This is a genomic window from Bacillus sp. 196mf, from assembly GCF_003217275.1.
Lineage (GTDB): Bacteria > Bacillota > Bacilli > Bacillales > Bacillaceae_G > Bacillus_A > Bacillus_A thuringiensis_S.
In genome coordinates this window covers 250422-264519 of the sequence record NZ_QJTG01000001.1, presented here as the reverse complement: position 1 = coordinate 264519, position 14098 = coordinate 250422, and the positions used below count along the sequence as shown (strand labels likewise).

Below are 14098 nucleotides of genomic sequence, written 5' to 3'. Positions count from 1 at the left end.
CGTTTTTTTAATTACTAACATTCATATTAAATTAAGCTGTTTTATGATACTCTTTTTTCTCAGCTACTTTCGAAAATCTTGGAAATCCAATTAAAATAGAAACAATCCCACATACTCCAACTAAGATTGGATAAAATGCATATGGCAACAATTCAACCGGAGATAACGCTGCAAATCCTGCTGCCGTTAACATTTGGGCACCGTACGGAATTAATCCTTGTACACAACATGAGAAAAGATCTAATACACTCGCTGATTTACGAGGGTCTATTTCATATTGATCTGCAATATTTTTTGCAAGCGGGCCTGTAAAGATAATCGAAATCGTATTATTCGCTGTACACATATTAGTCATACTTACTAAACCAGCAATACCAAATTCTGCACCTTTTTTCGAACGAATATTACGTGTTAATACATTCATTAAATATTGAATACCACCATTATATTGGATTAATTCAACCATACCGCCAATTAATATAGCAAGTAATACTAACTCCATCATACCGCCCATTCCAGTCGTTACACTTTTAAAGAAACTTTCTAACGTGTAACTTCCATCTATAAGACCGATAACACCAGATAATACAGTTCCACCAGTTAATACAATAAGTACATTCCAGCCAAGTAGCGCTGTAATAAGTACTCCTGCGTACGGTAAAATCTTTATCCAATCAAAGCTATGTGCTTTAATTTGCGTGTCACTTCCTGAAGTAACTATTACTAATAGTACAATTGTAATAATAGCCGCTGGTAATACAATTAAAAAATTCGTTTTAAACTTATCTTTCATTTCTGTTCCTTGTGAACGAACAGCTGCGATTGTTGTATCTGAAATAAATGATAAATTATCACCAAACATCGCTCCCCCAACAACAGTAGCCATCGCAAGCGCAATTGAGATATCAGTTTGACCACTAATACCTACAGCAATCGGCGCTAATGCTGCAATTGTTCCCATTGAAGTTCCCATTGCTAATGAAATAAATGCACCAATAACAAAGATTCCAGCTACGATAAATCCTGGCGGTAAAATAGTTAACGCTAAATTAACAGTTGAGTCTACTCCACCCATTCCTTTAGCAGTTTCAGAAAATGCACCTGCAAGCACAAAAATTAATACCATAATCATAATATCCGGATTTCCTGCACCTTTAGCGAACCGCTCTACCTTCACATTAAAACTTTCTTTACGATTCATCACTAAAGCGACTCCTACAGCAATTGAAATCGCTACAAGTATCGGCAATTTATAGAAATCACCTGTAATAATTCCAGAACCAATAAATAGCGCCAAAAATATCCCAAGTGGTAATAAAGCTAAACCATTTCCTCTCGTTTCTTTCAAAGTACCATCTCTCCCTAGTTTCAACCTTTTTCTAATGAATAACAAAAGACCTCTTCCGGTGAGAAGAGGTCTTATACATCTATAAGAAACGCTCTTCTCATCTTTCAAGCACATGCTTGCTGGATTTGGCACAGCACTCTGAAATCGAGTCCGCTGCCGAGGCATCGTAGGGCCAGTCCCTCCGCCTCTCTTTATAAGAAGGTTTCATATTTATTTTTTAATAATAATTTCTTCCCTAACTTTACTCGCTTACCAAACAAAAGTCAATTATTTTTTGTATAGATTTTTTTGGTAATTATACAAAAATTTGAATACAATAATCATTTTAACTTTTCGATTTCTTCTTCCAATATTGAAATCCAATAAAATTCACTATTTTTTATTGCTGCTAATATCCATTTCGTAGTGTACCAAGCTAACTCATACTCTTCCTTCGTGACATCGCCACTTTTATAAGCATCCTCTAGCTCCTCTTCATCTAATACATACACCTTACCGCTAGGTAATAATACTACATCTAAATATAAATCATCAAAATACGGTAAACCACGATCGTCTATTTCATATTCTTTCGTCACATCAATATAATATTGCACTAAATTGTGCCTATCATCTAACATAACTGTAATCGCAAAGTTCTTTCCATTAATGAAATATTGAACCCACGTATACCCATCACTTGCAATACAAATTTCTTTACCATCATATTCTTTACAACTAGGCTCTCTCACCTTTTTTATATCCAGTATTCCGAGCATTCCCTCTTCCACTTGCTTAAGCCTATAACTCTTTTCTATTAGTCTTTTCCACGAAGAACCGTCACCATATTTACGTTTCATTATGTATACTCCTCTTCTATATACAGAAAAGCTCCCACATATTATGTGAGAGCTTGTTCATATTATAATTAAGCAGCTTGACCCTTTTCAGAAATCTCTTTTAAATAAGCTTGTCCTTTTTCAGCGTCATATTGACCTTCCCACTTAGACATAACTACAGCTGCTAAAGAGTTTCCTACAACGTTAACTGCTGTACGAGCCATATCTAAAATACGGTCAATACCAGCAATGAACGCTAAACCTTCAGGTGGAATACCTACTGTACCAAGTGTCGCTAATAATACAACGAATGATACGCCCGGTACACCTGCGATACCTTTTGATGTAACCATTAATACAAGTAATAATGTAATTTGTTGTGTAATAGATAAATCAATACCGTACATTTGCGCCAAGAAAATAGCCGCAATTGCTTGATATAAAGTTGATCCATCTAAGTTAAATGAATAACCTGTCGGAATAACGAAAGATGTAATTGCTTTCGGACAACCGAATTTCTCCATTTTCTCCATGATTTTTGGTAAAACTGTTTCTGAGCTTGCTGTAGAATACGCTAAGATCAGCTCGTCTTTTAAAATCTTAAAGAATTGGAAAATGTTAATTCCAAATATTTTCGCTGTAAGTCCTAAGACAACTACGACGAAGAAGATCATTGCCCCATATACGACAATTAGCAATTTCCCTAATGGAATTAATGAAGCAAGACCAAATGTAGAAACTGTAACACCAATTAATGCAAACACACCAAATGGTGCAAATTTCATAACTTGGTTTGTTACATAAAACATTGCGTCAGCTACACCTTGGAAAAATTGAAGAACTGGTCTTCCTCTTTCACCAATTGCTGCTACACCTAAACCAAATAGTACAGAGAAGAAGATAATAGCAAGCATATCTCCGTCAGCCAATGACTTCATAATGTTCGTTGGAACAATATTTACAAACGTATCTGCAAATGAATGACTTTGTACTTGCTCTGTCGTATGTGTATATTTCGAAATATCTGTCTTTGTTAACTGCTCCATATTTACGCCTTTTCCTGGTTGGAAAATATTCGCTATTAATAGACCAACAATAATTGCAATTGTTGTAATAATTTCAAAGTAAATAATTGTTTTTCCGCCTAGTCGACCTAGTTTTTTAACATCGCCAACACCAGCAACCCCAACAACAATACTTGCTACAACAATCGGTACAACGATCATTTTAATTAATCGGATGAAAATATCACCAATTGGTTGTAAGTACTTCACAACAGCTGGATTATCAAAGAAAATCGCCCCAACCGCAATACCAAGCGCAAGCCCTATTAATATTTGCCATGCAAGTCCTATTCTTTTCATATTTGTTGTAACCCCCTCTTCGATGTGTCACTCTATCTCTCATTCTATCTCTATAAAACTAAGAAATTAAGAGTATTACATATTATTCGACAATTCACTACATTTTGTCCCTGTTAAAAATCATAAATCAAAATTTAAAATCTGACAACAAAATAACTTTCCCCGAATGCAAATAATTTTCTTGACAAAAAATAAACCCATGTTAGAAAACCTCACATGAGAACGATTCCTTACTAGTATTTTATTAGCTTTCTAAGTACTATTTCACCCCATAAAAACTATTACTTTCCTCCTGTATTTTACATATAAATCCCAAAATATACCTTTATTACAGCCATAAATAAAATGTAAGTACTATGACAATTAAAGTTGAAAAATGATAAATTCCGACAAAACTTAGCAATTTTATAAAGTTTTCTTTACATTATGATTACAACGATAGACACTCTTCTTCTTATGATATATAACATTCATAGGGAAAGGAGTCAGACAACTATGAAAAAGAAATTTGCAGCGTTTAGTGTTTTAGCAGCAGGAACGATTTTTGCTTCCCCGTTACTTTCACCCGTATACGCTGAAACAAATCAAGATAAATTATCTAACATTCAATCTGAATTAGAAGGCAAACAAAGTGACTTACAAAATAAATCAGTCGAGAAAGAACAAATAGAAAAAGAAATTCAAGAATTACAGAAGAAAATCGATGAATTAACTACTTCTATTAATAAAAACGAGGCTGAATTAAACGATACAAAAAAAGAAATTAGCAAAACACAACAAGTAATTACTGACAAAAAGAAACATATAGAACAATTACAAACAAACATAGATACACGTCAGGAAGTTATTAAACAACGATTACAATCTATGCAAGAAAAACCGCGTACAAATATCATTACAGAAGTATTAACAAACTCTACAAACATTGCTGATCTTGTTGATAATATGTACTCCGTAAGTTTAATATTAAACAACGATACAGATATTGTAAAAAAACAAACATCTGATCAAAATGCTGTAACTACAGAAAAAGAAGCTGTTGAGAAAAAAGAACAACAACTGAAAGAATCTGAGCAAAAACTAGAACAAAAACAACAAGAATTACAAAATAACCAACAGCAGCAACAGACTCTTATTAACGATCTACATACGAAAGTCGCAAAAGTAGATTCAGAGATTGAAGGATTAGAAGAATCTAAAGGCATTTTAGAAAATCAACGTCAAGCTGTGCAAAAAGCAATTGAAGAAGAAAAACGGGCCGAAGAAGCTCGTAAAGCGGAAGAAGCTCGCCAGGCAGAAGAGGCTCGCAAACAACAAGCTACTAAATCTGCTCAAGCAACTCAAGCAGCTCCAACACCACATGATACAAACATCAGTGGCTTTATCAAACCAGCAGCTGGATCAAAAACTTCCGGATTTGGTGTACGTTCTTTAGATAACCATAAAGGAATTGACATCGCCGCTTCGGGAACGGTTCCAATTATCGCTGCTGCAGATGGCGTTGTTATTCGCTCAGAATTATCATCTAGTTACGGAAACGTAGTGTATTTATCTCACCGTATAAACGGAAAAACATATACGACAGTATATGCTCATATGAATAGCCGTTCTGTATCGAATGGACAAACTGTAAAACAAGGCGATCAGCTTGGATTTATGGGGAACACGGGCCAATCATACGGACAACATTTACACTTCGAACTTCATCTTGGAGAATGGAATGTCGGCAAGACAAACGCAGTCGACCCATCTCCTTATATCGGATTATAAAAAACCTCGGTACCTACCGAGGTTTTTTATTTACACTTCACACAATATAGGCATTCTACATAGACTATAACTAAATGCCTATAGTTTACGAGGTGATCAATATGAATACGCAATTACAACAAAAAATAGAAGAAGCTAGAGCGACATTTATCGGCCGGATATTTACATTTGGCGGATCAGTTTTATTTTTAATCGGTTCATTCCTCGCAGTCACCACAGCCTATAAAGCGTATAATCGTCTATTACATTCAACAACATAAAAAAAGACGGGAGATCCCCGCCTTTTTTTATGCAAACATTTTAAATACACCTATCACATTTAAAAATACAATTATTACAGTTATCGGAATGACATAACGAAGTAAGAAGAACCAAATGTTAAATAACGTTTTCCCCTTCGTTTCCGTCACTTCTAATTCTTTCATCAACAACTCTTTACTCATTTTATTTGGTACAAATAATGAAATAGCTAGTACTCCTAACGGCAGCAATACGTTACTTACCGAAAAGTCGACTAAATCAAAGAATGTTTTCCCAAATATTTTCACGTCACTCATAATCCCAAATGATAACGCTGATGGAATACCGACTGCAAAAATAAGAATACCAATTAATAATGATGCTGACGGACGCTTCTTCTCATTACCTTTCGCAACAGATGCTACTACAATTTCAAGCATTGAAATTGCTGATGTTAAAGTCGCAAAGAAGAATAAAATTAAAAACATAATAAAGAAAAATTGACCAAATGGTATTTTTGCAAATACTGCTGGAAGGACGATAAACAGTAATCCCGGTCCTTCAGTCGGTTTAACTCCTAATGCGAAAATCGCTGGGAAAATTGCTAATCCTGCAAGTACTGTAACAAAAACAGTTAAACTTACAATAGATGTTGCCGATTTCGCTAAATGTTCCTCTTTCTTTAAATACGAACTATACGTTACCATTACCGAGGCACCTACAGTTAGCGAGAAGAAAGATTGTCCCATCGCATATAAAATTGTATCTGCTGTAAGCTTTGAAAAATCTGGTTTTAAGAAGAACTCTACTCCAGCAAAAGCACCATCGAGTGTTAACGCACGAACAATAATCGCAATAAATAAAATAAATAATAGCGGCATCATGTACTTACTTGCCTTTTCTATACCTTTCTCTACACCTTTACTTACAACAAAAATCGTACAAAGCATAAAGATAAATTGCGCTCCAATCGCACTTAACGGATTTGAAATCGTTTCACCGAACAATTGTCCATAATCAGCTACTCCATTCCAGAAACTTCCTGTCACACTATAATATAAATAAAGTAAAATCCATCCACCTACAACACTATAAAAAGATAGTACACTAAAACAAGTAACAACTCCCATACGACCAATCCAAGGATATAATTTGCTATTTGGCACTAGTACTTTATAAGCTGTAACCGCCTCTTTTTGCGTGCTACGTCCAATAACAAACTCCGCTATTAGAAGAGGCATACCTATAAATAAAGTTAGCAGTAAAAATACAAGGAAGAATGCGCCTCCCCCGCCATTACCTGCAACATATGGAAATTTCCATATCGCACCAAGACCTACTGCGGCTCCGGCTGCTGCGAGTACAAAGCCTATTTTCGACGTCCATTGCTGTGTTTCTTTCATCATAAATTCTCCTTTTCTGAATATTTAAACTTTTGTTAATTATACACTTTCATTTCATACTCGCACACCTCCTTTAGAAAATAAAAAAGTCCCCTACACGCAAATATGCATGTAGAGGACGATATATGTAATGTAAATACCGTGGTACCACCTCAATTGGATTGATAAATCCCACTTGTTCAAGTACAGGAATAATTCCGATACTCTATCCTTTTAACGGCGGAACCCGGGTTGCCTACTACAATGTTCAACATACCTCTCGCAAGCCCATTCTGTATAATTTATCGTACCGGGCTCCCACCTAACCCCAGCTCTCTGAACGCATCAAATATACGTACTCTTCTTGCTCATCGATTTCATCTATTGAAGTTACTTGTGATTATAAATTATATTTTTATATTTGTAAAGCGCACTTTATCTTTTATTATTTTAAAATCTTTCCCTCTAATTCTCGCAAAAAACTTTCTCTTTCTCTCTCGTTTTGCACATATACTGATTTCAACACTTCTTGGAGTAATATATTTCGTTCTCTCTTTTCTAACTGTAAATCTTTTAACTTCACCCTTACTTCATATAAAAAATCTAAATACGATTCATATGTCTCATCATATTTATTTGCAATCTCATCTCGAATTTTTTTTGCGAGCTTTGGGCTCGCTCCCCCAGTAGAAACTGCTATATTAAGCAAACCACGATGAATCGCTGCTGGAAAGTGAACATTACCACTTTCCGGATTTGTAATAACATTTACTAATTGATTCTCTGCGGCATCTTCAGCAACTTGTTCATTTAATATTGAATCACTACTCGCTGCAACAACTAAAAAAGCATTTTTAATATCACTTTTTTCATATTCTCTTTGATACCAACGAATTTTCTTTTCTTCCACAAGTTTTACTAAATTCGCATCTAATTCTGGACTGATCACAACTATATCCGCACCTTGTTTGAGTAAAGGAATAATTTTAAATCCTGCAACTTTTCCCCCACCAATAACAACAACGCGTTTCTCATTAACTCGCACTGTAAGTGGATACATACTGATCTCCTTTCAATAACTCCGTCGTTTTCTGAATTAACATATCTTGTAACGCTTCATTCTTCCCTAAATATGGACTGATTTTTATCTCTTCCAATGCATATTGGCGCACTTCTTTCTCAATATGTTTCATAAGTAAACCTGTAAATAACAAATAAGGTAGCACAACGATGTTCTCCACTTCCCGTTCTACAACTTCCTTCAATTTCCTCTCAAATTTCGGCTCCGCAGCCGCTAAATAACAAACCTCAACTTTTTTAATTTTCTCCTCAGCTTGAAATAAAGAGGCGATCCATTTTATATCTTGTAATACTTCAGGATCACTACTTCCTCTTGCAACGAGCAGAAGGGTCACTTCAGCCTTCCCTTCCTTTTCAATACCACTTCCGTTATATACTGATTTGATCAGTGTTTCTGATACACCAAACGGATTACCATAAGTCACTTTAACATTCGGATATTGATTCTTGAGCTTTACCAATTCAAATGGAATATCTTTCTTCACATGACCTGCCGCTAATAAAAAAACAGGGATGGCAATAATCTCCGTGGCCCCACGCTTCACACATGTACGAAAACCATCTTCAATAGAAGGATTCGCTAACTCTAAAAAACAAACTTCTTGAATATTCGCTTCTATACGACTCATACACGATGTAATAAATTGAATCGCCTCTTCTTTCGCTGTCTTCAAACGACTTCCATGACATATATATAAGACGGCTTTCATTTTACAACACTCCACTTACTTGATAAGCATTTTCCGTTTGCTTCTCAAACCAATGGATTTTTTCTCTAAAACGGACAACTTCTCCAATTACAATCATGCTCGGATTTTGAATTTGCTCTTTTTTCGCAACATCTACAATTGTTCCTAATGTCCCAACAACTGTACGTTGCATAGACGTCGTCCCCTGCTCAATAATAGCAGCTGGCGTACTTTTATCTTTTCCATGCTTCATAAGTTGCTCACATATGTAGGGCAAATTACTAACCCCCATATATATCGCTAAAGTCTCTACACCTTTCGCTAAACTTTCCCATTTCACTTCTTCTTCAGCACCTTCTTTCCTATGCCCAGTCACAATAGCAAAACTTGCACTTGCATCACGGTGCGTCACTGGAATACCAGCATAAGCAGGTGCAGCTATTCCAGACGAAATACCTGGGACGATTTCAAATGGTACACCTTGCTTTGCTAATGCTTCCGCTTCTTCTCCCCCTCTACCAAATACAAATGGATCGCCGCCCTTAAGCCTCGTTACAACTTTCCCTTTTTTCGCATACTTAATAAGAAATGTATTAATTGTTTCTTGCTTCATCGTGTGATAATTCGGGAGTTTCCCGCAATAAATTAAATCCGCGTCAGGCTTTGCGTGTGAAAGCAGCTCTTTATTCACAAGGCGATCGTATAAAATAACATCTGCCTTCTCAATACATTTCAACCCTTTAACAGTAATTAAATCTGGATCGCCAGGACCCGCTCCAACAATATAAACCTTCCCCATCATCTCTCCTCATTTCTACTATTAAAATGAAACTTCCATTCGTATATAAGAATGGAAGTTTTTATTTTTTCGTATTACTAATCTCTACTCATGAATAACAAATGCTGCACCTTTTCGAATCTTCTTTTTTTCAAACAAAGAAATCTCTTTTACCTCTGGCAACGGTAAAAAATGTTTTTCAAGCTCAATCTCCGCAAGCTTAAATGCCTGTTCTTCACTTTGAGCAACAACAACAATCGGAACAATATCACTCACTAATACAGCTTCAAATCGATATAAATCCATATTGTCCCCCCTAAGACGCTATGACTTCTTCTAACACATTATTTAACGCTATTTGTAATGTGTCTACACCAACACGACCTACAAAATCATAAAATGTTTCGGCTGGTAATTTATTCTCTTTGAAATAACTTATAAATGATGCGAGTACATCAGGTAAATCCTCGCCATCTATTTTTCCTTTTAACTTTTGATTGTAGGCACCGCCATCTAACAACGTTCCACCTACATATATCTCAAATGCTTCAACAATTCCCTTTTCCTTCGTTTTCATTTTCACCCCTTGTAACCCAATGTCAGCAATTTGACGTTGACCACATGAATTCGGGCAGCCTACCATATGAATTCGAACTGGAACATCGAGTGCAATTTGTGTATCTAAGTATTCTGCAATTTTTCGTAATCTTTCTTTCGTTTCTACTAGTGCAAGATTACAATATTCAATACCGGTACATGAAACCGCATGACCAATAAATGATTTTGGGCTTGCAGATATCGCTTCAAACAACGGTTCACTAAGTAATCCTTTTACATTTTCCGGAGGAACGTTCGGAATAATGAAATTTTGTGAATTACATGTACGAATTTGTCCATTTCCATATTGCTTTGCGATTCTTGCAATCTCAAACATTTCTTCTGCATGTAAACGACCTACCGGTACATTAAAACCTACATATTTTAATCCCTCTTGTTTTTGGTCTTGAACACCATAAAAATAGCCTGCATTCCATCCTTTGAGTGCACTTTCCCCTTTACTTTGTAAAGGCCCTGTATACTCTATTAGTTTCTCTTTAAATTTCTCTGCTCCCCAGTCCGCAACAAGAAATTTCAAACGAGCTAAATGACGTTTCTCACGATATCCAAAATCACGGAATATAGTAGCAATCGCAATTGCCACTGCCTTCACTTCTTCTGGTAAAACGAACACATCTAATTCATCAGCTAAATATGGACGGGCTGATAATCCTCCGCCTACTTTTATATGAAAACCAACTTTTTTCTCACCATCTATTTCTTTCGTAGCAGGTGTAAATGCAACACAGTTAATCTCTGCGTTTGCTGAGTTATAAATATTAGAACTAATAGACATTTTAAATTTACGTGGCAAATTAGAAAACTCTTCATTATGTTGGAAATAGTCATATACCTCTTTCACAATATGTGTCGTATCAAATAGTTCATTTGCATCAATTCCAGCAAGCGGATTACCTGTAATATTCCGCGTTATATCACCACAAGCCCCCGCTGAAGATAATCCAACTCTTGCTAATCTTTTAAAAATATCTGGTATTTGCTGAATTTCTAACCAGTGAAACTGAATCGCCTGTCTCGTAGTAATATCTATTACATCACGTCCATAATCCTCAGCGATAGAAGCAAGTACTTCTGCCTGCGCATTTGTAATAATCCCTGACGGAATATTTACCCGCATCATAAAATAACCAGCTTCTTTTGGACGTTGTAAATACAATCCCGCCCATTTAAAAGCATCCCACTCTTCTTTCGGAATAGATTCAAATCCATTTTCCGCATAGTAAGGAATATCATTAAAAATTTCTAAGCCATCTTTTTCTAATTTATTTTTCTCCGTTTGATTTAGTTTTTCATTGTTAGCCCATACTTTTTCATAACTCATTTTTAAATCCCCCTATATAAAGTGAAACTTTAATCAGTAGAGTTTTGTTCATCCCACGCTGATTATTAGCCTTAACCAATCGGGTATTTACGGGCAGCCCGACCCCCACCTAACTTCCTTGCCCCAACCGAACTTTGAGGTAGGAATTTTACTTCCCGGCAAATAGCGGGATAAAACTACGCTCTTGTAAGTACTGCACGATTTGTTCTGCACATTCTTCAATAGAATATTTGTGCGTTTCTACAATTAATTCTGCTTGCTCTGGCTCTTCATAAGGCGAATCAATACCTGTGAAATCCTTAATATCACCTTTTCTTGCCTTTTTATAAAGCCCTTTCGGATCACGTTTCTCACACTCTTCAATCGGACACTTCACAAAAATTTCAATAAATTCATCTGCCGCTAATAAATCTCTTACCTGTTTGCGGTCTACTCGAAATGGTGAAATAAATGCTGTAAGGACAACTGTTCCTTGATCTACAAATAACTTTGCCACTTCGCCAATACGTCTTATATTTTCCATGCGATCACTTTCAGAAAATCCTAAGTCTTTATTTAAACCGTGGCGAATGTTATCCCCATCCAGCACATAATTTCCAATATTCTTTTCAAACAGTTTACGAGCGACCGCATTCGCTACTGTAGATTTACCCGAAGCTGATAAACCAGTAAACCAAATTACAAAACTGTGATGTCCATTCTTCACTCTTCTCTCATCTTTTGAAACCGAAGCTGTATGCCAAGTAATATTCGTATCCATCTCGTTCTCTCCCTATTCTGTTACTACTTCTTTTTTTAAACCTTTAATTAGCACTTCTACTACTTCCTTACGACTAAATGTACTTGGCGGAATCTCACCGTTTCTTAATAATTCTCTTACTTTCGTACCTGATAAAATAACATGATCTTCTTTTCCGTGCGGACATGTTTTTGTTGAAGCCATCGCTTCACATTTCGTGCAGTAAAAACTATGTTCAAAGAATAGTGGTGTAATGCCTAACTCTTCTATCGTAAAATCCGTGAAGATTTCTTGCGCTTCGTATGTTCCGTAATAATCTCCTACTCCGGCATGATCACGTCCTACAATAAAGTGGGTACATCCAAAATTCTTTCTTACTAACGCATGAAATATCGCTTCTCTTGGTCCTGCGTAACGCATTGCAGCAGGAAATACACTTAAAAAGACACGATTTTTCGGATAATAGTTTTGAAGGAGTACTTCATAGCTTTCCATTCTTACATCAGCAGGAATATCATCCGATTTCGTTTCTCCAACGAGTGGATTTAAAAAGAGACCATCTACAATTTCAAGAGCAGATTTTTGAATATACTCATGGGCACGATGTACCGGGTTTCTCGTTTGAAATCCGACTACTGTTTTCCACCCACGTTTTTTAAATTCTTCTCTCGTTTCAATTGGGTCTAAATGATAAGAAGGAAATTGATTATTTTCAAAGCGTTTTGTTAGAATAATAGTTCCTCCAACGTAAACGTTTGGTCGTTCATATAATTTTTTCACTCCTGGATGAGCCTCATCCGTTGTTTTATATACAAGTAACGCTTCTTTTTCTTTATCTGGTACGAAAATATCTTCTATTTGAATAGCACCATATATATTTCCATTGTTGACAAGCTTTACTTCCTCTCCGGTCTTCAGGCTTTCTGCGACTTCTTCTGTTACCGGTAATGTAATTGGTATACTCCACACACTACCATTTGCTAAACGAAGCGTTTCTACGACTGAATCATAATCTTCCTTCCCCAAAAAACCAGTAAGCGGGCTATATCCACCTGTCGCCAATAGTTCTAAATCACTTAAAGCAATGTTGTCTAATTTAATTTCTTTTTCAATTTGTGATATATCATATGTCTCATCTATACGGTTTACTAATTCGTTTACTGTGCTCATTTTCTATATCCCCTCTTAGCTTTATTTCAAGATTCATCTTATTGATAATGAAGACCACATTCGGTTTTCACTTTCCCAGCCCATCTACCATCTCTTGAATCGCCACCATTCCCTACAGGTAAAGTACATTTCTCACACCCAATACTTGGATAGCCAACATCATGCAACGGGTTATACGGCAAGCTATGTTTGTATACATATCGCCAAACTTCTTTCCACGTCCAATGAATGAGTGGACAAACTTTAATAGATTGAAAACGATGATCTTGATTTATAAACTTTGTATGCTTACGTGTTTCTGATTGTTCCCTTCTTAAGCCCGATATCCATGCTTTTTCCACGACTAATGATTTTTCTAAAGGTAAAATTTTTCTAATCTTACAACAAAGATTCGGATTGCTCTCCCACAGTTTTTCACCATGCAACTTCGCCTGTTCATCAAGTGTAAGTTCTGGCTGCTTTTCTATAATATTCAATGAAGGAAATCGTTCCCTCACTCTTTGAATTAATTCATATGTTTCTTGAAAATGAACATTTGTATCCAAAAATACAACTTTAGCAGATGGATTTACTTGGTTTATAAGGTGCAGCAATACCATACCTTCCACCCCAAAGCTACATGCGTAGACGATTTCATCTTTATACTCTTCATAAGCCCAATTTAATACTGATAACGCGCCTTTTGTTTCATCTTCTTCCGAAAACGAAACAACATTTTCTTCCCACATTTCATACGTCAACATGTTTTTTCCCCCTGTAAAAGCAAAAAGACGGTTTTAAC

At 36.0% G+C, this 14098-nt stretch carries 14 protein-coding genes, 1 riboswitch and 1 other annotated feature; of the genes, 2 read left to right on the top strand and 12 right to left on the bottom strand.

Annotated elements, in window-relative coordinates:
- Positions 1–31: 31 nt before the first annotated feature.
- From ATL10_RS01535 to gltP, 3 genes are all read right to left on the bottom strand, one after another.
- Entirely contained in the window at positions 32–1348 is a 1317-nt protein-coding gene (locus ATL10_RS01535) for a Na+/H+ antiporter NhaC family protein (protein ID WP_000665496.1), read from the bottom strand.
- Positions 1349–1442: 94 nt separating this feature from the next.
- A riboswitch (SAM riboswitch) is annotated at positions 1443–1548 on the bottom strand.
- A gap of 120 nt (positions 1549–1668) precedes the next feature.
- Entirely contained in the window at positions 1669–2187 is a 519-nt protein-coding gene (locus ATL10_RS01530; RefSeq protein WP_063546925.1) for a ribonuclease FAU-1 family protein, read from the bottom strand.
- Positions 2188–2255: 68 nt separating this feature from the next.
- Positions 2256–3530: a glutamate/aspartate:proton symporter GltP gene (gene gltP / locus ATL10_RS01525; RefSeq protein ID WP_000821126.1), complete on the bottom strand. Its 1275-nt coding sequence runs from the start codon at positions 3528–3530 to the stop codon at positions 2256–2258.
- Positions 3531–4025: 495 nt separating this feature from the next.
- Here gltP and ATL10_RS01520 point away from each other — a divergent pair, with 495 nt between their 5' ends.
- Together ATL10_RS01520 and ATL10_RS31070 are read left to right on the top strand one after the other, a co-directional pair.
- Positions 4026–5300 (top strand): murein hydrolase activator EnvC family protein, encoded by a 1275-nt coding sequence (locus ATL10_RS01520; RefSeq protein WP_110496335.1) that lies wholly within the window; start codon positions 4026–4028, stop codon positions 5298–5300.
- Positions 5301–5401: 101 nt separating this feature from the next.
- Complete coding sequence (locus ATL10_RS31070; protein ID WP_001095997.1) at positions 5402–5560, top strand: hypothetical protein; 159 nt, start codon at positions 5402–5404, stop codon at positions 5558–5560.
- Positions 5561–5587: 27 nt separating this feature from the next.
- Here ATL10_RS31070 and ATL10_RS01515 read toward each other — a convergent pair whose 3' ends face one another.
- The 9 genes from ATL10_RS01515 to ATL10_RS01470 form a co-directional block, all read right to left on the bottom strand.
- The gene (locus ATL10_RS01515) at positions 5588–6943 is read right to left on the bottom strand and encodes a sodium-dependent transporter (protein WP_000665433.1); all 1356 of its coding nucleotides are present in this window, start codon (positions 6941–6943) and stop codon (positions 5588–5590) included.
- Positions 6944–7054: 111 nt separating this feature from the next.
- Positions 7055–7303, bottom strand: a binding site (T-box leader).
- 64 nt (positions 7304–7367) lie between these two features.
- The gene (locus ATL10_RS01505) at positions 7368–7982 is read right to left on the bottom strand and encodes an NAD(P)-binding protein (RefSeq protein WP_071714670.1); all 615 of its coding nucleotides are present in this window, start codon (positions 7980–7982) and stop codon (positions 7368–7370) included.
- Positions 7957–8712 (bottom strand): sirohydrochlorin chelatase, encoded by a 756-nt coding sequence (locus ATL10_RS01500; protein ID WP_000648881.1) that lies wholly within the window; start codon positions 8710–8712, stop codon positions 7957–7959. The genes ATL10_RS01505 and ATL10_RS01500 overlap by 26 nt, the downstream gene beginning before the upstream one ends.
- 1 nt (position 8713) lies before the next feature.
- Entirely contained in the window at positions 8714–9490 is a 777-nt protein-coding gene (cobA, locus tag ATL10_RS01495) for a uroporphyrinogen-III C-methyltransferase (protein ID WP_000521256.1), read from the bottom strand.
- 84 nt (positions 9491–9574) lie between these two features.
- The gene (locus tag ATL10_RS01490; RefSeq protein WP_000366918.1) at positions 9575–9775 is read right to left on the bottom strand and encodes a DUF3906 family protein; all 201 of its coding nucleotides are present in this window, start codon (positions 9773–9775) and stop codon (positions 9575–9577) included.
- A 10-nt stretch (positions 9776–9785) separates the two neighbouring features.
- The gene (locus tag ATL10_RS01485) at positions 9786–11408 is read right to left on the bottom strand and encodes a nitrite/sulfite reductase (RefSeq protein WP_000119611.1); all 1623 of its coding nucleotides are present in this window, start codon (positions 11406–11408) and stop codon (positions 9786–9788) included.
- A 148-nt stretch (positions 11409–11556) separates the two neighbouring features.
- Positions 11557–12168, bottom strand: a complete 612-nt coding sequence (gene cysC, locus ATL10_RS01480; protein WP_000380507.1) for an adenylyl-sulfate kinase — start codon at positions 12166–12168, stop codon at positions 11557–11559.
- Positions 12169–12180: 12 nt separating this feature from the next.
- Positions 12181–13317, bottom strand: coding sequence for a sulfate adenylyltransferase (gene sat / locus ATL10_RS01475; RefSeq protein ID WP_097924960.1), 1137 nt, complete (start codon positions 13315–13317; stop codon positions 12181–12183).
- A 38-nt stretch (positions 13318–13355) separates the two neighbouring features.
- Positions 13356–14060 (bottom strand): phosphoadenylyl-sulfate reductase, encoded by a 705-nt coding sequence (locus tag ATL10_RS01470; RefSeq protein WP_110496333.1) that lies wholly within the window; start codon positions 14058–14060, stop codon positions 13356–13358.
- Between the last annotated feature and the right edge of the window lie 38 nt (positions 14061–14098).

Bases quoted from the DNA above. Each gene is read 5' to 3' on its own strand.
- cobA (WP_000521256.1), bottom strand. From the start codon at position 9,490: ATGGGGAAGGTTTATATTGTTGGAGCGGGTCCTGGCGATCCAGATTTA.
- sat (WP_097924960.1), bottom strand. From the start codon at position 13,317: ATGAGCACAGTAAACGAATTAGTAAACCGTATAGATGAGACATATGAT.
- ATL10_RS31070 (WP_001095997.1), top strand. From the start codon at position 5,402: ATGAATACGCAATTACAACAAAAAATAGAAGAAGCTAGAGCGACATTT.
- ATL10_RS01520 (WP_110496335.1), top strand. From the start codon at position 4,026: ATGAAAAAGAAATTTGCAGCGTTTAGTGTTTTAGCAGCAGGAACGATT.
- ATL10_RS01530 (WP_063546925.1), bottom strand. From the start codon at position 2,187: ATGAAACGTAAATATGGTGACGGTTCTTCGTGGAAAAGACTAATAGAA.
- ATL10_RS01505 (WP_071714670.1), bottom strand. From the start codon at position 7,982: ATGTATCCACTTACAGTGCGAGTTAATGAGAAACGCGTTGTTGTTATT.
- ATL10_RS01490 (WP_000366918.1), bottom strand. From the start codon at position 9,775: ATGGATTTATATCGATTTGAAGCTGTATTAGTGAGTGATATTGTTCCG.
- ATL10_RS01515 (WP_000665433.1), bottom strand. From the start codon at position 6,943: ATGAAAGAAACACAGCAATGGACGTCGAAAATAGGCTTTGTACTCGCA.
- cysC (WP_000380507.1), bottom strand. From the start codon at position 12,168: ATGGATACGAATATTACTTGGCATACAGCTTCGGTTTCAAAAGATGAG.
- ATL10_RS01470 (WP_110496333.1), bottom strand. From the start codon at position 14,060: ATGTTGACGTATGAAATGTGGGAAGAAAATGTTGTTTCGTTTTCGGAA.
- ATL10_RS01485 (WP_000119611.1), bottom strand. From the start codon at position 11,408: ATGAGTTATGAAAAAGTATGGGCTAACAATGAAAAACTAAATCAAACG.
- gltP (WP_000821126.1), bottom strand. From the start codon at position 3,530: ATGAAAAGAATAGGACTTGCATGGCAAATATTAATAGGGCTTGCGCTT.
- ATL10_RS01500 (WP_000648881.1), bottom strand. From the start codon at position 8,712: ATGAAAGCCGTCTTATATATATGTCATGGAAGTCGTTTGAAGACAGCG.